At 63.1% G+C, this 18,118-nt stretch carries 13 protein-coding genes; 10 read left to right on the plus strand and 3 right to left on the minus strand.

Translation table 11 applies throughout. The features are described 5' to 3' along the window. Positions 1-21 precede the first annotated feature (21 nt). The 5 genes from aroA (at position 22) to A7X77_RS28320 (ending at position 7,439) form a co-directional block, all read left to right on the plus strand. On the plus strand, positions 22-1,284 hold the full coding sequence (gene aroA, locus A7X77_RS28300; RefSeq protein ID WP_064686154.1) for a 3-phosphoshikimate 1-carboxyvinyltransferase: 1,263 nt from the start codon (positions 22-24) through the stop codon (positions 1,282-1,284). 31 nt (positions 1,285-1,315) lie between these two features. After that, entirely contained in the window at positions 1,316-3,250 is a 1,935-nt protein-coding gene (locus tag A7X77_RS28305; protein ID WP_064686155.1) for a DUF2207 domain-containing protein, read from the plus strand. Positions 3,251-3,315: 65 nt separating this feature from the next. Further along, on the plus strand, positions 3,316-4,587 hold the full coding sequence (purD, locus tag A7X77_RS28310; protein WP_064686156.1) for a phosphoribosylamine--glycine ligase: 1,272 nt from the start codon (positions 3,316-3,318) through the stop codon (positions 4,585-4,587). A gap of 105 nt (positions 4,588-4,692) precedes the next feature. Further along, positions 4,693-5,157, plus strand: a complete 465-nt coding sequence (locus A7X77_RS28315; RefSeq protein ID WP_064686157.1) for a plant virulence effector HPE1-like domain-containing protein — start codon at positions 4,693-4,695, stop codon at positions 5,155-5,157. Positions 5,158-5,615: 458 nt separating this feature from the next. After that, positions 5,616-7,439, plus strand: coding sequence for a methyl-accepting chemotaxis protein (locus A7X77_RS28320; protein ID WP_064686158.1), 1,824 nt, complete (start codon positions 5,616-5,618; stop codon positions 7,437-7,439). An 83-nt stretch (positions 7,440-7,522) separates the two neighbouring features. Here A7X77_RS28320 and A7X77_RS28325 read toward each other — a convergent pair whose 3' ends face one another. Continuing rightward, positions 7,523-8,011 carry a DUF523 domain-containing protein gene (locus tag A7X77_RS28325; protein WP_064686159.1) on the minus strand — a complete coding sequence of 163 codons (489 nt, stop codon included), beginning with the start codon at positions 8,009-8,011 and terminating at the stop codon, positions 7,523-7,525. A gap of 344 nt (positions 8,012-8,355) precedes the next feature. Next, a complete protein-coding gene (gene glyS / locus A7X77_RS28330) occupies positions 8,356-10,470 on the minus strand; it encodes a glycine--tRNA ligase subunit beta (protein ID WP_064686160.1) in 2,115 nt (704 codons plus the stop codon). Between the two features lie 237 nt (positions 10,471-10,707). Between glyS and A7X77_RS28335 the strand changes: the two genes are divergently transcribed. The 5 genes from A7X77_RS28335 (at position 10,708) to ubiA (ending at position 17,226) form a co-directional block, all read left to right on the plus strand. Then, the gene (locus A7X77_RS28335; protein ID WP_064686161.1) at positions 10,708-13,017 is read left to right on the plus strand and encodes a Tex family protein; all 2,310 of its coding nucleotides are present in this window, start codon (positions 10,708-10,710) and stop codon (positions 13,015-13,017) included. Between the two features lie 133 nt (positions 13,018-13,150). Next, entirely contained in the window at positions 13,151-14,410 is a 1,260-nt protein-coding gene (locus tag A7X77_RS28340) for an SAM-dependent methyltransferase (protein WP_064686162.1), read from the plus strand. Between the two features lie 35 nt (positions 14,411-14,445). Beyond that, positions 14,446-15,027: a histidine phosphatase family protein gene (locus A7X77_RS28345; RefSeq protein ID WP_064686173.1), complete on the plus strand. Its 582-nt coding sequence runs from the start codon at positions 14,446-14,448 to the stop codon at positions 15,025-15,027. Positions 15,028-15,299: 272 nt separating this feature from the next. Then, positions 15,300-16,112 carry a MipA/OmpV family protein gene (locus A7X77_RS28350; RefSeq protein ID WP_064686163.1) on the plus strand — a complete coding sequence of 271 codons (813 nt, stop codon included), beginning with the start codon at positions 15,300-15,302 and terminating at the stop codon, positions 16,110-16,112. A gap of 154 nt (positions 16,113-16,266) precedes the next feature. After that, positions 16,267-17,226 carry a 4-hydroxybenzoate octaprenyltransferase gene (ubiA, locus tag A7X77_RS28355; RefSeq protein WP_064686174.1) on the plus strand — a complete coding sequence of 320 codons (960 nt, stop codon included), beginning with the start codon at positions 16,267-16,269 and terminating at the stop codon, positions 17,224-17,226. A gap of 82 nt (positions 17,227-17,308) precedes the next feature. Here the strand turns inward: ubiA and A7X77_RS28360 are convergent, their stop codons facing one another. Continuing rightward, entirely contained in the window at positions 17,309-17,875 is a 567-nt protein-coding gene (locus tag A7X77_RS28360) for a DUF6101 family protein (RefSeq protein WP_038687219.1), read from the minus strand. Positions 17,876-18,118: the final 243 nt, after the last annotated feature.

Here is an 18,118-nt window from a genome sequence, read left to right on the forward strand (position 1 = left end):
TCGCTCCATGGAAGAAACAACATGACACGCACAGCCAAACTCACGATCATCCCGCCTGCCGGGCCGCTTTCGGGCCGCGCCATGCCGCCGGGTTCGAAGTCGATCACCAATCGGGCACTGCTGCTCGCCGGCCTTGCCAAGGGCACGAGCCGGCTGACCGGCGCGCTGAAGAGCGACGACACGCGTTATATGGCCGATGCGCTGCGCGCCATGGGCGTTTCGATCGACGAGCCCGATGAGACCACCTTCGTCGTCACCGGCAGCGGCAGGCTTTTGCCGCCGAAGGCGCCGCTCTTCCTCGGCAATGCCGGCACGGCGACACGCTTCCTGACGGCGGCCGCCGCGCTCGTCGACGGCACCGTCATCGTCGATGGCGACGAGCACATGCGCAAGCGCCCGATCGGCCCGCTGGTCGAGGCGATGCGCGCGCTCGGCATCGATGTGAGCGCCGAGACCGGCTGCCCGCCGGTCACCGTCAGGGGTACCGGCCGCTTCGAGGCCGACCGCATCCTGATCGATGGCGGGCTGTCCAGCCAATATGTTTCGGCGCTGCTGATGATGGCGGCCGGCGGCGACCGTCCTGTTGACATCGAGCTCGTCGGCGAGGATATCGGCGCGCTTGGCTATATCGATCTCACCACGGCGGCGATGAAGGCCTTCGGCGCCAAGGTCGAAAAGACCAGCCCCGTCACCTGGCGCGTCGAGCCGACCGGCTACCGCGCCGCCGATTTCGTCATCGAGCCGGATGCATCGGCCGCCACCTATCTCTGGGCGGCCGAGGTGCTGAGCGATGGCAAGATCGATCTCGGCGTGCCGAACGATGCCTTCACCCAGCCGGATGCCAAGGCCTACGAGACGATCGCCAAGTTCCCGCATCTGCCGGCTGAAATCGATGGTTCGCAGATGCAGGATGCCGTTCCGACGATCGCCGTGCTTGCCGCCTTCAACGAGACGCCGGTCCGCTTCGTCGGCATCGCCAACCTGCGCGTCAAGGAATGCGACCGTATCCGGGCGCTCTCGACCGGGCTTAACAATATCCGGCAGGGCCTGGCCGTTGAGGAGGGCGACGATCTGATCGTCCATTCCGATCCTGCTCTCGCCGGTCAGACGCTGCCGGCCGCGATCGACACCTTTGCCGATCACCGCATCGCCATGAGCTTTGCGCTCGCCGGCCTCAAGATCGATGGCATCACCATTCTCGATCCCGATTGCGTCGGCAAGACCTTCCCGGCTTACTGGCGCACGCTCGCCGCACTCGGCGTGACATATCGGGACAAGGATTGACGGAAAGCGCAGTCGAGGCGGGGAGACAGGGATGGGGCGTCGGTTTTTCGGTTTTTGCTTGGCGCTCATCTGGATGCTCGCCGCTCCGGCGGCCTTTGCTGCCGAAGTGATCGAGAGTTTCGCCTCCTTGATCATCCTCGAAAAGAGCGGCGCGATGACGGTGGCGGAAACGATCACCGTCAATGCCGAGGGCAATCGCATCAATCACGGCATCTTCCGTGATTTCCCGCTCTATTTCACCGATACTGAAGGCCGTCGCCGCCGCGTCGATTTCGACGTTGTGTCGGTCAAGCGCGATGGCAAGGATGAACCTTGGCATACCGAATTGATCACCGCCGGCATTCGCATCTATGCCGGTTCGGCCGATGTGACGGTGGCGCCGGGCCGTCATCAATATGTTTTCACCTACAGGACCAACCGTCAGATCCGCTATTTCGACGATCATGACGAGCTCTACTGGAATGTCACGGGCAATGGCTGGATTTTCCCGATCCGCTCTGCCACCGCGACGGTGAAGCTGCCGACAGGTGTCGCCGCCACTGAGACGACATTCTTCACCGGCCCTGAAGGCGCGACGGAGAAGAATGCCCGTGTCAGCGAACCCGGCGGCGGCCTTCTGTTTTCCACGACTGCGCCGCTTGATGCCAATGAAGGCCTGACCTTCGCGATCAGCATGCCAAAAGGCTCGATTGATCCGCCGAGCGCGGACATGGAAAGCACATGGTGGCTCAAGGACAACCGCAATTATTTCATCGGCTTCGGCGGCTTGATCCTGGTTTTCGCCTATTATCTCAGATCGTGGCTGAAGGTCGGCCGCGATCCCGCCCGCGGCGTCGTGGTGCCGCGCTGGGATGCGCCGGATGGCATCTCGCCGGCGCTGGTCAACTATATCGACAATAAGGGCTTCTCCGGTGGCGGCTGGACGGCGCTTGCCGCCACCGCGCTGAACCTTGCGGTTCGCGGCTACGTCAAGCTCGAAGACCTCAAGAATTCGATCGTCATCCGCGGCACCGGCAAGCCGCTCGGCAAGGAGAAATTCCAGGCCGGCGAGAGCGAACTGCTGAAGGCCGTCGGCGGCGCTGGCGCGACGCTGCGGATCGACAAGGCGAATGGCGAACGGGTGAAATCCGTTGGCCAATCGTTCCGCTCGGCGATCGAGAAGGAGCATCGCGGCAAATATTACAATTCGAATCTCGGTTATACCGGCGGCGGCATCGCGCTCAGCGCCGCCGCTCTGGTGGTGTTGTTCGTCTACGGTTCGCTGGAGCCCGACACGATTGCGCTGATGCTGATCCCGATTGCCGTCTCGGTCTTTGTTGCCGTCTTTGCCGCCGGCCTCGTCAAATCGCTGCATCGCGGCGGGTCGCTGTTCGGCAAGATCATGGCCGTCATCGCCGCGGCGGTCGGCGTTTTCGTCGGTATCGGCATTCTGGCGATCATGGTCCTGATGCTCACCTCTTCGCTGGTGGAACTGCACGAAACCCCGATGCTGTTTGCCGTCGGCGGCATCGTGCTGCTCAACATCCTCTATTTTTTCATCATGGGCGCGCCGACCCCGCTCGGCGCTAAGATGATGGACGGCGTAGATGGCCTGCGGCAATATCTGACGCTGGCCGAAAAGGACCGCATGAACATGGCCGGCGCGCCCAAAATGTCGCCGCAGCATTTCGAGACGCTGCTGCCTTATGCGGTGGCGCTCGGTGTCGAAAAACCCTGGTCGCGCACCTTTGAGACCTGGCTTGCGGCTGCGGCGGCCGGTGCGGCCGCGGCCTATGACCCCTCCTGGTATTCCGGCGATTTCGACAGCGGCCGCTTTTCCGATCGTGTCGACGACTTTTCCTCTTCGATGGCCTCGACCATCGCCTCGACGATACCGTCGCCGCCGCCGTCGAGCTCATCCTCCGGTTTTTCCGGCGGTGGCTCCTCCGGCGGAGGGGGTGGAGGCGGTGGTGGCGGCGGCTGGTGAGCTTTCCCGCTTGACCTTTCCACCCTTCGCCCTTAACCGCCAGAGGCAAAAGGAAAGGGTGGCGCATGAAGGTTCTGTTGATCGGATCGGGCGGACGCGAGCACGCGCTCGCCTGGAAGCTGGCGCAATCGCCGTTGCTGAGCGAATTCTATGCCGCACCCGGCAATCCCGGCATTGCCGAACACGCCATCCTCGCACCCGTGAGTATCGACGATCATGAAGCCGTCGCCGCTTTCTGCCGGGAGAAGGCGATCGAATTCGTCGTCGTCGGCCCGGAGGCGCCGCTCGTTGCCGGCCTTGCCGACCGCTTGCGCGCCGATGGCCTGGCCGTCTTCGGACCGTCGGCCGCCGCCGCCCAGCTCGAGGGCTCCAAGGGCTTCACCAAGGATATCTGCGCCCGCTACGACATTCCCACCGGCGCCTATCAGCGCTTCAACAACGCGCCGAAGGCCAAGGCCTATATCCGCGCTCAGGGCGCGCCGATCGTCGTCAAGGCTGACGGCCTTGCCGCGGGCAAGGGCGTGACGGTCGCAATGACGCTGGACGAGGCGTTGGCCGCCGTCGACGACTGCTTCGAAGGCGCCTTTGGCGCGGCCGGCGCCGAAGTCGTCGTCGAAGCCCATCTCGATGGCGAGGAGGCGAGCTTCTTCTGCCTCTGCGATGGCAGACATGCGCTGCCGCTCGCCACCGCCCAGGACCACAAGCGGGTGGGCGAGGGTGATACCGGCGTCAATACCGGCGGCATGGGCGCCTATTCGCCGGCGCCCGTGATGACCGCCGAAATGGTCGAGCGCACCATGAGGGAGATCATCGAGCCGACGATCCGTGGCATGGCCGAAAGCGGCCATCCCTTCTCCGGTGTGTTTTTTGCCGGGCTGATGATCACGAAGAAAGGGCCGGAGCTCATCGAATACAATGTCCGTTTCGGTGATCCCGAATGCCAGGTGCTGATGATGCGGCTGAAGAGCGATCTGCTGCCGCTGCTGATGGCTGCCGCCAACGGCACGCTCGACCAGGTCAGCGCCGAATGGAGTGACGATCCGGCACTGACTGTCGTCATGGCGTCGAAGGGTTATCCCGGCGCTTACGAGAAGAACACGCCGATCCTCTCCCTGCCGCAGGCGGGCGACGGCGAGAAAGTGTTTCATGCCGGCACGGGCATCAAGGACGGCGCGCTGGTTGCAACCGGCGGCCGCGTGCTGAACGTCACCGCCACTGGCGGCACGGTTGCCGAAGCGAGCACACGCGCCTACGCACTGCTCGACAAGGTCCGCTGGGAAAACGGCTTCTGCCGCCGCGACATCGGCTGGCGGGCGATTGAGCGTGAAAAGGCCTGATATCCGGTTACAAACCGGCACCTTCGTTAAATTTTTACCCTTTCCCCTGACGGGATGGAAACAAAGCCGCGTTATACCGCTCTCATAGTAAGACGGAGCGGCTTCATGCGTCAGATTTTCCTCGGTGCGGCAATCCTGCTGATGGCGGGTTCGGCAACGGCCTCCTCGATCGAGGTGATCGGCAAAGCTACGCCGCGCGCTACCGAGGGCAGCATCGTCACCGAAAGCTGCACCGACTGCCCGCCGCTGCAGGCCGAGGTCACCAAAAAGGATTATATGGTGCCGGAACTGAAGCCCGGCGCCGTGCAGGCGACCGAGATCCGAGATGTCGGCGGCGAAAAGAAGATCTACCGCACCGAAGCCTGGATGGGCGGTTCGCCCGTGGTCTTCGTCAGCAAAGCCACCCCGGAAGCGATGCTCGCCGCCGTCCCGCCGGCTCCGTCGACCGATGGCATCGATATGAACGCCACCACCGCCGCCGTCATCGGCAGCGATGCCAAGCCTGTTGCCGCCGGCATGGCGGAACAACCGGCCGGCCTTGACGTTTCCGACTTCAAGCTGCGTTTCTAACGCCGGTTTTCCCTCGGAATTGCTTTGAAACAACAAGTTCCCTGCCCCCGCCTGATCAAGGTTTCGATCGTTTGGGGTTCCACCGCCGGTGGACTGGATGCACCCTCGATGAGCAGCGAGGGTGCATTCATGGTTTGACGGGCATGGAAACGAACGCCGCCGGGGTTGAAGAAGCCGGGCATCTGCCGATCCAATGCAAGCTAAGAATTCAAAAGCATGGTATTCGGCCGGAAAAACCTGCCGTTTTCAGTTTGGTCGTTCCACCCCTGGATTTTTAGGGAAATCCGTGTCGCGAATTGTAAAATTAAAGCTTTATTATCGGCTGAGATCTAATTGTTACTGACCCGGTCGCAGCATGTTTATTTTAGCAGCGGTAGACGCGTCGTCTCAGTGGCGCGCTCGCACAGGCGGTAGAAGACCGCACCGGAATGAACCCACCATTCCCGTTGCGAGGCGTCATGAAAAATCTGAAAATATCCAAACAGCTCATATTGCTGGTCGCCGGACTGATGATCGCCTTCGCGGTCGCCACGTCCCTGCAGATTCGCTCCTCGGTCGATGCGATTTACAAGGAGCGTTACGACATGCTCCGCGCCGAGGTTCAGTCGGCGGTCTCCGTTCTGAAGCTCTACCAAGCCAAGGTGACGGCGGGCGAGATGACGCTGGAAGACGCCCAGAAGCAGGCCTACACCACCGTCAACGGGATGAAATACGACCCGGACGGCTATTTTTTCGGGTATAGCTACGACGTCAAGATGTTGTTCCACTACGATGCCGCTAAAGTGGGGCAGAACCTGAAGGGCCAGCCGGACAGCAAAGGCAAGCTCTATCGCGAAGAGTTGGTGAAGCTCGGGCAGCAAGGCGGCGGTCTCGTCGAATTTTATTCCACCAGCAAACCGGGCCAGCCCGCCGGTGATTTCCGCAAGACGGCCTACGGGCAGGCTTTCGATCCGTGGAAGGTCGTCGTCGTCACCGGCGTCTACATGGATGATCTCGATGCTCAGATAAACAGCACGATCCTGACCGCACTGACCGGTAGTATCGTTCTGTTCTTTCTTGCCATGACGGCCGCCTACATCGTCATCCGCGGCATATCGGGGCCCCTCAACAACGTCCATGCCGCCCTGAAGGCGGTAGCCGAGGAGGACGTTTCCATCGCGATTCCGCACACGGCCATGAACAATGAAGTCGGGATGATGGCCAAGGCGACGTTGTCGCTGCAGGAAAAGATCAGGGAGCGCCATCAGATGTCGGATCGCGAGGCGGCCCAGCAGCTGGCGCTCGAAAACGAGCGCGAAAACAACCTTCGCCAGCAGCAGGACGAGGCGGCCCTCCAGGCCCGCGTGGTGACGACGATCGGCCAGGCCCTGGAGCTGATCGCCCGCGGCGATCTCACCGTCCGCTGCGCCGAACTTGGCCAGAAATACGCCGCCCTTCGCGACAATTTCAACGATGCGCTGGCGCATCTCGAAGCCGCCATGGCCAAGGTCAGCGCCAAGGGCGTGGATATCGGCACGAGCAAGGAAGAGATCCGCCGCGCCTCCAACGAGCTGTCGCAGCGCACCGAGCGCCAGGCCGCCAGCCTGGAAGAGACGTCTGCCGCCCTCGACGAGCTCACCGTCGCCGTCCGCCAGACGGCCGATGGCGCTCATGAGGCGAGCAAGCGCGTCCACGCCGTCAGCACCGAGGCCACCCATAGCGACGCGATCGTCGGCCAGGCGATCGAGGCGATGAGCGGGATCGAGAAGTCATCGTCGGAGATCACCAAGATTATTGGCGTCATTGATGAAATCGCCTTCCAGACCAACCTGCTGGCGCTGAATGCCGGCGTCGAGGCCGCCCGTGCCGGTGAAAGCGGCAAGGGGTTTGCGGTCGTAGCCCAGGAAGTGCGCGAGCTCGCCCAGCGCTCGGCCGCCGCGGCAAAGGAGATCAAGGACCAGATCGCCCGCTCCTCCAGCCAGGTCGATCATGGCGTCCGGCTGGTCGGCGAGGCAGGTGCGGCGCTGAAACGCATCTCCGACCAGGTCAAGGCGGCCAACGAGATTGTGGCAAAGATCGCCCACAGTGCCTCCGAACAGGACACGACGCTGCGCTCGATCTCCTCGTCGATGAACCAGCTCGACGCCGCCACGCAGCAAAATGCCGCCATGGCCGAAGAGACCACGGCCTCGGCCGAGACGCTCGCCAGCGACACCGACGAGCTGATCGACCTGATCCGCGGCTTCCGGGTCAATGACCAAAGCGCTGCCCCGGCAATGCATCAGGGCCGCCGCGCCGCCTGAACGGCGCGCGGGCGACCGGGATCTTTCATCAGCAAAGCCTCAGCGGCCGTCGGGTTTCCGGCGGCCGTGCCCTCTTTGGATGATCACTCGGAAACGAGCTCGACCAGTCGCTCGATTTCGCCATCGGAAAACACCTCGATACCGGCCGCTTTCAGCGCGGCGGCCGTCACGCCATCGCCGGCCTGCTTGCGGCCGGAAAAACTACCGTCATAGATGAAGTCCGAGCCACAGGACGGGCTGCCGTCTATGAGCAGGGCATAGCGGCAGCCGGTTTGCCGTGCGAGCGCCACGGCATTTTCCGCCGCCTGCAGAAACTCTGCCGTCACATCGCCGCCCGTCAGCTCTACGACCCGAGCTGTGCCGGCCAGCACCTCTTCGCCGGTTGCCGCGCCGGCGATCTCCGCCGGCGGCCGCGGCACTGGCATACCCGCCGACATTTCCGGACAGATCGTCACCAGCCGCCCTTCGGCGCGCCATCTGTCGATTGCCGGATGAAGCAACGGCTTCGCCCGCCCATCATACCGGACGGCGTGCCCCATGAGGCAGGCGCTGACGAGAATCTTGTCTTGCATGCCTTTTGGATAACGCCACGGCGGCGATAGTGCCAGCTTTGGATGACGTCGAATTGCGTGATCATCCCGCGGCGGTGGCGCCCGAAGATCCTACTGCACCATTGAGCGCCAGAGGCATGGGTCCTGGGCTCAAGGCCGAGGACGACGGAGGGCAGGGGTAGGTTCCGCCAAACGCACCGGCATGGTGCATCGCACTTCTTTCGCTTTCCGCAGTACGTGTGCCTCGATTGCCCTTACTCTCGATAGGACGGCACACCTCTCCTCCGTCGTCCTCGGGCTTGACCCGAGGACCCATGGCCGCATGTATTGCGTTTCCGTTAAGGCGCCCAGCCGAAAACCGGCTCTCACCCCGAAATCTTCGAGAAATCCGCAACCGTTCCCGTCGCTTCTCGGATCAGCCGGAGCAGGGCGAGGCGGTTGGCGCGGATGGCGACGTCCTCGTCATTGACCAGCACCTCTTCGAAGAAGCGGTCGACCGGACCGCGCAGCTTGGAAAGTGCTTCCATCGCCGCGCGGAAATCTTCTCCGGCCACGGCGCCCGCCGCATCCTTCGAGGCGCTCGAGATGGCGGCAAACAGCTCCTTCTCGGCGTCGAGCTTGAGGAGCGCCGGTGAAACGCCGTCGGCGATGACGGTGCCCTTCTTCTCCTCGGCGGCGAGCAACTGCGTCGCACGCTTTGTGCCGGCAAGCAGGTTCTTGCCGTCTTCTGAGGTGATGAAGGCGGTCAGCGCTTCGACGCGGCGCGCCACCATCAAGAGGTCGTCGGCATCGGGCGTCAGCACTGCGTCGATGAGATCGTGGCGGGCGCCCTGATCGCGCAGATAGACCTTGAGGCGGTCGTGGAAGAAGGAGAGAAGATCGCCATCCCTTGTGCTCGCCAGAAGTGGCAGGCGGATCCCTCGCTCCAACAGGATGCGGACGACACCGAGGGCTGCCCGCCGCAGCGCAAACGGGTCCTTGGAGCCTGTCGGCTTTTCGTCGATCGCCCAGAAGCCGGTCAGCGTGTCGAGTTTGTCGGCAAGCGCCAGCGTGATCGCCACCTTGTCTTCCGGCACCCGGTCGGACGGGCCTTGCGGCTTGTAGTGATCCTCAACGGCCGTAGCAACCGAGGCGTTTTCGCCCTGCAGCACCGCATATTTGCGGCCCATCAGGCCCTGCAGTTCCGGAAATTCACCAACGGCCTCGGTGCGCAGGTCGGCCTTGGCAAGCACGACGGCGCGATCGGTGAGAGCGGTGTCCGCGCCGGTGACAGCAGCCAATTCCTTGGCCAGCGCCCGGATGCGGGCGACACGCGCGCCCTGGGTGCCGAGCTTGGCATGGAAGGTCACGTCGAGCGCGTCGAGCTTGGCCATACGCTGATCGAGCGGCTTCTTCAGGTCGAGGCCGAATTTAGCTGCCGACGCTGCAAGCGTCTCGAGATCGGGCATATCGCCCTGGTCGCGGTTCCAGAAATGCAGCGCGTCCGAAAGCCGGGCCCGCACCACCTTGCCATTGCCGTGGACGATTTCCTTGCCGCCGTCATGCGCCTGGATGTTGGAGACGAGGATGAACCGGTTCGACAGCGTGTCCTCGCCCTGCTTGCGCGTGACGAAGCACTTCTGATTGGTTTTGATCGTCAGCCGGATGATTTCCGAGGGGATGGAGAGGTAATCCTCCTCGAAGGAGCCCATCAGCACCTGCGGCCATTCGACCAGGCCGGAGACTTCCTCCAGCAAGCCTTCGTCTTCCACCAGCTCGAGCCCGTTGGCAAAAGCGATGTCGCGGGCATCGTGCAGGATGATGTCCTTGCGCCGCTCGGCATCGAGGATGACCTTCGCCCTTTCCAGGCTCGCCGCATAATCGTCGAAGCGCCGCACCGTGATCGCCTCGGGCGCATGGAAACGATGGCCGTAGGTGACGTTGGAGGCGGTGATGCCGTCGATCTCGAAGGGGATGACGGTGGTTTCCTCATGTTCGGGGCCGAAGGTGCAGACGATCGACTGCAGCGGCCGCACCCAACGCAGCGCGCCGGACTTGGAGGAGGCCTTGCCCCAGCGCATCGACTTCGGCCAGGGGAAATCGCGGATGATGCCGGGCATCACCTCGGCGACGATCTCTTCCGCCGCGCGGCCGGGCTTGGAGATGACCGCGACGTAGAAATCGCCCTTCTTCGGATCGCTGACCACCTGCGCCTCGGAGACTGAGGAAAGGCCGGCGCCGCGCAGAAAACCTTCGATCGCCTTCTCATTGGCGTCGGTGCGCGGTCCCTTGCGTTCCTCGCGCACATCGGCCGAACGTGCCGTCAGGCCGTGAATGTCGAGCGCCAGCCGCCGAGGCGTCCAATATTCGCGCGCGCCCTCATAGGACAGACCCGCTTCGACGAGCGCATCGGTGACGAGCTTCTTCAGGTCGCCGGCAGCCTTGCGCTGCATGCGGGCCGGAATCTCTTCGGAGCGGAGTTCGAGAAGAAGGTTTGGCATGTCACACTTTTCCTTGCGCCCGCGGGCAGGGCGATCCAAAACGTTGCTTCTGCTATCAAAGAATGCCGCATCTGCACAACCGCAAAAACGGAGGAGCGCGATGGGGTGGATGGTTGGTAGGCGCTGTGCCGTGTGGCCCCCAATCCAATAACTTCCGCTGTGGAAACCACGCTCGGGCATTGCCTTGCCGCTTTTCGCCGCTATGGTCCCGCAACTTTCGTCGACACAGGGAATCCCATGGCCGCTGACCTCCGCTTTCTCGCAGCCCGCATCGCGGCCGAAATCAATGCCCGGCCGGATCAGGCCAAGGCCGCCATCGAGCTGCTCGACGAGGGCGCCACGGTGCCCTTCATCGCCCGCTACCGCAAGGAAGTGACCGGTGGGCTCGACGACACCCAGCTACGCAATCTCGCCGAGCGGCTGGTCTATCTGCGCGAGCTCGAGGCCCGGCGCGCCGCGATCGTCGAATCGATCACCGGTCAGGGCAAGATGACCGACGAGCTGATGGGGAAAGTGGCCGGCGCCGAAACCAAGGCGGAGCTCGAGGATCTCTATCTGCCCTACAAGCCGAAACGCCGCACCCGCGCCGAAATCGCTCGCGAACGCGGCCTCGGCCCGCTTGCCGAGGCGATCCTTGCCGACCGCGGCCGGGAACCGGCGGCCCTCGCCGAGGGCTTCGTCACCGCTGACGTGCCCGATGTGAAGACGGCGCTCGAAGGCGCGCGCGACATCATCGCCGAAGGCATTGCCGAAAATGCCGATCTGCTCGGCAGGTTGCGCGCCCATATGCGCCAGGCATCGCTGCTGAAGGCCAAGGTCGTCGACGGCAAGCAGGCGACGGGCGAGAAGTTTTCCGACTATTTCGAGCATTCCGAACGCTGGGCGACGGCGCCCGGCCACCGGGCGCTCGCCATGCTGCGCGGCTGGAACGAGGAAGTGCTGACTCTGACCATCGAGGCCGACGCCGAGACCGCCTCGCCCAACAAGCCGGTCGAACGCATGATCGCCGCCGCCTACGAAATCGGCGCGAGCCGCCCCGGCGACCGCTGGCTGATGGAGGTCGCGAGCTGGACCTGGCGGGTGAAGCTCTCCATGTCGCTGTCGCTCGACCTGATGCGCGAGTTGCGCGAAAGGGCCGAAGAAGAGGCGATCCATGTTTTCGCCCGCAATCTCAAGGATCTGCTCTTGGCCGCACCCGCCGGTTCGCGCGCGACCATGGGTCTTGATCCCGGCATTCGCACCGGCGTCAAGGTCGCTGTCGTCGACGGCACCGGCAAGGTGGTGGCGACGTCGACCGTCTATCCCTTCCAGCCGAGGAATGACGTGCGCGGCGCCCAGGTCGAGCTCGCATCGCTGATCCGCAAGCACAATGTCGAGCTGATCTCGATCGGCAACGGCACCGGCAGCCGCGAAACGGAAAAGCTGGTGGCCGACATGCTGGCCGAGCTGCCGGCGCCGAAGCCGACCAAGGTCATCGTCTCGGAAGCCGGCGCCTCGGTCTATTCCGCCTCGGCGACCGGTGCGGCCGAGTTTCCCGATCTCGACGTGTCGCTGCGCGGCGCCGTCTCCATCGCCCGGCGCCTGCAGGATCCGCTCGCCGAACTCGTCAAGATCGAGCCGAAGTCGATCGGCGTCGGCCAATATCAGCACGATGTCGACCAGCAGAAGCTGTCCCGCTCGCTTGATGCCGTCGTCGAAGATGCGGTGAACGCCGTCGGTGTCGATCTCAACACGGCGTCTGCGCCACTGCTCGCCCGCGTTTCCGGCCTCGGGCCCTCGATCGCCGAGGCCATCGTCCGCCACCGCGACAGCGAGGGCCGTTTCGAGACGCGGCGCGATCTGCTGAAGGTCGCAAGACTCGGCGGCCGCACCTTCGAGCAATGCGCCGGCTTCCTGCGCATTCCGAACGGCAAGGAGCCGCTCGACGCATCCTCGGTCCACCCGGAGGCCTATGGCGTCGCCAAGAAGATCGTCGCCGCCTGCGGCCGCGACCTGCGCGCGCTGATGGGCGACAGCGCCGTCTTGAAATCGATCGATCCGCGTCAATTCATCGACGAGAAATTTGGTTTGCCGACGGTGAAAGACATCATCGCGGAACTGGAAAAGCCCGGCCGCGATCCGCGTCCGAGCTTCAAGACCGCGACCTTTGCCGAGGGCGTCAACGAGATTTCCGATCTCAAGCCCGGCATGATGCTGGAAGGCACGGTCACCAATGTCGCCGCTTTCGGCGCCTTCGTCGATATAGGCGTGCACCAGGACGGCCTGGTGCATGTCTCCCAGCTTGCCGATCGCTTCGTCAAGGATCCGCATGAGGTCGTCAAGGCGGGTGATGTCGTCAAGGTGCGGGTCGTCGAAGTCGACGCCAAGCGCAAGCGCATCGCCCTGTCGATGAAACGCGATGACGGTTCTGCAGCACCGCCGCCGCGCGGTGATTCTCGCGGCAACCAGGGATCGCGACCGCAGAACGAAAGACGGCCGGCCACGCCGAAACAGGAGAGCCAGGGTGCCTTCGGCGCCGCACTGGCCGAAGCGATGAAGCGAAAATAAGGGTTTAGCCGGAATTTCGGCAAAAATGCAACAATTTGGCAGCGTTCTGAACGGAGTGCTAAATCCGGCGCTTGTAAGGCGAAAGAGATCGCTTAAGTTGATGTGACCATCCTGTCACATTTGCGAGGCGTCCATGGCGTCGGCTTTCTTATCGATCGTCCAGCAAATCATCCGCAAGGGTTCGTTGAAGCTTACCCTGGCCAATGGCGAGACCCATATGATCGGCGACGGCACCGGAGACATGGTCGTCGCCCGGCTTGCCGATCAGGAGGCGGAGGACGCCATCCGGCGCGACCCGACCATGAAGCTCGGCGAAATGTACATGCAGGGCCGGTTCGTTCTCGAACAGGGCAACATCTATGATTTCCTGTCGCTGGTGAAACAGAACACCACCAACGAGATCTTCGATTTCAAGATGGCAGCACTGCTCGTCGGCCGCATTGCCTGGCAGCAGTTGAAGAGCCGCCTGCCGGTCAATCGCAACAAGCACAACGTTGCGCATCATTACGATCTGTCGGCCAAGCTCTTCGATCTTTTCCTCGACGAGGACTGGCAATATTCCTGCGCCTATTTCGAACCGCCGGGCATCAGTCTCGACGAGGCGCAGCTCGCCAAGAAACGCCATATCGCCGCCAAGCTCCTGCTCAAGCCCAACCAGCGTATCCTGGAGATCGGCTCCGGTTGGGGCGGCATGGGCATGTATCTGACCGAGGCGACGGAGGGCGCCAAATTCACCGGCATTACGCTGAGCGAAGAACAGCTGAAGGTCTCTCGAGCCCGCGCCGAAAAACGCGGCCTTGCCGACCGCGTGCGTTTCGAGCTGCAGGACTATCGCAGTATGAACGGCCGCAAGTTCGACCGCATCGTCTCGGTGGGGATGTTCGAGCATGTCGGGATCGGCAATTACGGCAACTTCTTCCGCAAGGTCTCGGATCTGCTCGACGACAACGGCGTCATGGTGCTGCATTCGATCGGCCGCCCGAAGCCGAGCTTCGGCACCAATGCCTTCATCGAGAAATATATTTTCCCCGGCGGCTATATCCCGTCGGTCGGCGAAGTCGTGCCGCCGCTCGAAAAGGCCGGGCTGCTGGTCAGGGATATCGAAATCCTGCCCATGCATTATGCCTACACGCTGCGCCATTGGCGCGAGCGTTTCGTGGCGCGCAAGGCCGAAGCGGTGGCGCTGTACGACGAGCAGTTCTTCCGCATGTGGGAGTTTTATCTTGCCGGTTCCGAAATGGGCTTCCGCTGGGATGAGCTCTTCATCCTTCAGATCCAGATCGCCAAGCACCAATTCGTCGTTCCCGACAACCGCAATTACATCGTCGAGAACGAAGCCAGGCTGAAGGAATTCGAGGCGAGACGCGCGCCGCTGGAAAAGGTGACCTTCTAAGCGGCAGTGGCCGGACGCAATGAAAGGGCATGCCGATGAGCAGTGCGTTTCCCGAGATCTACCTCGTCCGCCACGGCGAGACCGAATGGAGCCGCTCCGGGCGCCATACCGGACGCAGCGACATTCCACTGACTGACGTGGGCGAGGCCGCCGCCCGCAAGCTTGCCGAGCGGCTCTCGGGCCCCTCCTTCGCTGCCGTCTGGTCAAGCCCGTCCGCGCGCGCCCGCAAAACCTGCGCGCTCGCCGGCTTCGGATCGGGCGCGGTGAACCGTGAGGATCTCGCCGAATGGGACTACGGCGCCTATGAAGGCATCACTACCAAGGAAATCCTGGCGGGCCGCCCCGGCTGGCAGCTCTTTCGCGACGGCTGCCCGGATGGCGAAACACCCGCCGATGTCGGCGCCCGCGCCGACGCCGTCGTCGAGGCGCTTCGCCAGGCGGCCGCCCCCATCCTGATTTTCTCGAGCTCGCATTTCTTGCGCGTGCTCGCTGCCCGCTGGCTCGGCCTTCCGCCTGAAGGCGGCGCGCATTTCGTGCTTGATACGGCTTCCATCAGCGTGCTCGGTTTTGAGCACGATCTGACGGAGCCGGTCATTCGCCGGTGGAATCAGCGGTAGGGATGCGGGTGAGCTTCTTGTTGGGATCCGTAGGCTGCCCCTCACCCTAACCCTTGCCGGGGTCGAGCCACGGGTCTCGGCCCGTCCTTCGGACCCCCGTTGAAACGGGGAGAAGGTGGCGGCAGCCGGATGAGGGGCACCCTCGCGGGTCTCCTAAATATGGATGCCGCGTAGTCTCGTCCCCGTGGTTAACATTGGGGTAACAACATCGGGATAAGTCTAGCCACCGCCGCCCTCCGCGGCTTTGTTTTTGCGTTTTCTGGAGTGCGGACGTGTTTCATCGATCAGTCGTATCGATCTCTTTCCTTATTGCCTTTTCATCCATCGCTCCCGCGGTCGCGCAGGACAGCGGCCAGCATTTCTGGTCGGGTGACTGGTATCTGAATGTCGGCGTCGCCGGCTTTTCCGCTCCGAAATTCGAGGGCGCCTCGCGCAACGAGTTCAAGTTCAGCCCGTTGATCTCGGTCGGCCGGCAGGGCGCCGGCCCGCGCTTTTCCTCGCGCAACGACAATCCCTCCTTCGCCCTGATCGACAAGGGCGCCTTCCGCGCCGGCATCGTCGGCAGGTTCGTGCCGTCGCGCGATGACGGCGATGGCCATGAGCTCAAGGGCTTGAGGAAGGTCAAATGGGGTGCTGAGGCCGGCGGTTTTGTCGAGGTCTATCCGACCGATTTCCTGCGCGCCCGTGCCGAAGTTCGCCAGGGCATCCGCTCCCATGACGGCGTCGTCGCTGATCTTGCCGTCGATGCCTTCACCGATATTGCACCCGACTTGCAGCTGTCGGGCGGTCCGCGCGCGACATTTGCGACAAGCGGCTATTACGACGCCTATTACGGCGTCAGCGCCAAGCACGCCGCAGCAAGCGGCCTCGATCCCTACAAACCCTCCTCGGGCATTCAGTCCTATGGCGCCGGCGCGGCGCTGACATGGAAGGCGACCGAAAACCTGTCGGCAAGCTCCTTCCTTGAGTACAAGCGGCTGGCCGGTCCCGCCGCCGACAGCAGCCTGGTGCGCGAGCGCGGCTCGAAGAACCAGCTCCTGATCGGCGTTTCGGCGACCTACAAGTTCAATTTTTCGCTGCAGTGATTACCTGCGCCCGCGCGTCTCTTCAGTTGCGCGGGCGCTGCAGGATTTGAATCGCCGCATAATTAATCTCTGAATCGAGTCCGATCCAAAAGGCATGCACGTGACAGGCAGCGATCTTCTTGACCGGATCGCCGGCCGGTCGCTAGATGGCGGCATGCAAGATACTGGCGACTTCAACGACCGCGTTTCCGACGCGCCTTCCGACAACTGGGTCTACCGGATCCTGCCGCCATGGCTCTGGCCCTATGCGCAACTCGCCCGCTGGGATCGCCCCATCGGCTGGCAGTTGCTGATGTGGCCGTGTTTCTGGTCGGCGACCCTTGCCGCCAATGCGGCGATCGACGAGGGGCTCTATTCCGGCAGCCTGCTGGTCTCCCACCTTTTCCTCTATTTCATAGGCGCCGTCGCCATGCGCGGCGCCGGCTGCACCTACAACGATCTCGTCGATCATGAGATCGACATGCAGGTGGCGCGCACCCGTTCGCGCCCGCTTCCCTCCGGCCGCGTCACACGCGCCCACGCGAAAATTTTCATCGGCCTGCAGGCGCTGGTCGGGCTTTTCGTGCTCTTGCAGTTTAACTGGTTCACCGTCTTCCTCGGCCTGCTCTCGCTTGGCATCGTCGCACTGTACCCCTACGCCAAACGCTTCACCGACTGGCCGCAATTCTACCTCGGCCTTGCCTTTTCCTGGGGTGCGCTGATGGGCTGGGCCGGCATTCTGGGCGAAATATCATTCGCCTCCGTCCTGCTTTATGCCGCCTCCGTCGCCTGGACGATCGGTTATGACACGATCTATGCCCATCAGGACAAGGAGGATGACGAACTGATCGGCGTCCGCTCCACCGCCCGTCTGTTCGGCGACCGGACAAGGGCGTGGCTGATCGGCCTTTACGGGCTGACGCTGGTGCTGATGTTTGCCGCCTTCGCGCTTGCCGGCGCCAATCTGATCGCGTTTCTGGCGCTGCTCGGCGCGGCCGGCATGTTCGCCTGGCAGATCGTCCGGCTCGATATCGACGATGCCGCCCAATGCCTGGCGCTCTTCAAGTCGAACAACCGCGTCGGCCTGATCATCTTCTTCGGCCTGTTCGTCTCGCTGCTCTTCGCCATTCCCTGAATGGAGCGACCCGAAAATCGACAAAACCCGGCGCGGGCGCCGGGTTTCAAAGGCTTGCCAAAACGCAGTGTCGCCAAATCGCTCAGTTGCGGGCGATGATTTCCTTGCCTTCGATCCGCATGGCGACGCCGAGCTGGCCGGTGGTGCGGCGCACCAGGAAGCGCGGACGGCGATTGGCGAAGTAGGAATGGCGGCGACGCGGCTTCAGATCGCCGGTGCGCAGGGCGCCGATATGATCTTCGAGCGGCCGCGCGACGCCGTCGGCCTCGACCATCAGCATCGGAATGCGGAAGGCCTCGGACCAGCTGCGCCAGTCGGCGGCGATATCGCTGAGATCATGGGCGACCAGCAGCGGAATGCAGAGCTCCGGGTCGGCATGGTGGAGTTCGAGCGTGACGGTCACCTCGCCGTCGCCATGGTCGATGGCGCGGGCGGCGACACCCTTGAAGACACGCTTCGGCAGGGCAATCGAAAGCGGCAGGCCGCTGGAGGGAAGGACTTTACGCAGCACCGCGCCGCGTTCGTCGATGGTGATGCTGACGTCATCCGAACAATCATGGATGGCGTAGCTGACCTGCTGCGGGAAGCGGGACGGATCGAGACGCAGCGTCGTGCCAGCCCAAGCGGGCTTCAAAACGGGATTGTTCATTTCATTCTACCCTTGTCTTACCTGAGAGCCGGTTTGCGGTCTTCTCCTCGGGACTTTTCGTCCTCTATGGCCGACAATAGGCGGGGGCCCTTCCGTACAGCTTAAAAATTGCGGTTAAGAAAACTTTGCCTCCCCTGATGGTTATCAAAACCGAATCCGGCAGGGTTTCCGGAAGGTGAACGGTGTGCCGTCCCGAAATGACGCAACCCGGAGGTAAGTCTCGGGTAAGTTTTGCGTGGCAAA

It is taken from the genome of Rhizobium bangladeshense, assembly GCF_001662075.1.
GTDB lineage: Bacteria > Pseudomonadota > Alphaproteobacteria > Rhizobiales > Rhizobiaceae > Rhizobium > Rhizobium bangladeshense_B.

Excerpts from the sequence above, each read along its gene's own strand:
- A7X77_RS28315 (WP_064686157.1), top strand. The coding sequence starts at position 4,693 with ATGCGTCAGATTTTCCTCGGTGCGGCAATCCTGCTGATGGCGGGTTCG.
- A7X77_RS28340 (WP_064686162.1), top strand. The coding sequence starts at position 13,151 with ATGGCGTCGGCTTTCTTATCGATCGTCCAGCAAATCATCCGCAAGGGT.
- glyS (WP_064686160.1), bottom strand. The coding sequence starts at position 10,470 with ATGCCAAACCTTCTTCTCGAACTCCGCTCCGAAGAGATTCCGGCCCGC.
- ubiA (WP_064686174.1), top strand. The coding sequence starts at position 16,267 with ATGCAAGATACTGGCGACTTCAACGACCGCGTTTCCGACGCGCCTTCC.
- A7X77_RS28305 (WP_064686155.1), top strand. The coding sequence starts at position 1,316 with ATGGGGCGTCGGTTTTTCGGTTTTTGCTTGGCGCTCATCTGGATGCTC.
- aroA (WP_064686154.1), top strand. The coding sequence starts at position 22 with ATGACACGCACAGCCAAACTCACGATCATCCCGCCTGCCGGGCCGCTT.
- A7X77_RS28320 (WP_064686158.1), top strand. The coding sequence starts at position 5,616 with ATGAAAAATCTGAAAATATCCAAACAGCTCATATTGCTGGTCGCCGGA.
- A7X77_RS28335 (WP_064686161.1), top strand. The coding sequence starts at position 10,708 with ATGGCCGCTGACCTCCGCTTTCTCGCAGCCCGCATCGCGGCCGAAATC.
- A7X77_RS28360 (WP_038687219.1), bottom strand. The coding sequence starts at position 17,875 with ATGAACAATCCCGTTTTGAAGCCCGCTTGGGCTGGCACGACGCTGCGT.
- A7X77_RS28325 (WP_064686159.1), bottom strand. The coding sequence starts at position 8,011 with ATGCAAGACAAGATTCTCGTCAGCGCCTGCCTCATGGGGCACGCCGTC.
- A7X77_RS28345 (WP_064686173.1), top strand. The coding sequence starts at position 14,446 with ATGAGCAGTGCGTTTCCCGAGATCTACCTCGTCCGCCACGGCGAGACC.
- purD (WP_064686156.1), top strand. The coding sequence starts at position 3,316 with ATGAAGGTTCTGTTGATCGGATCGGGCGGACGCGAGCACGCGCTCGCC.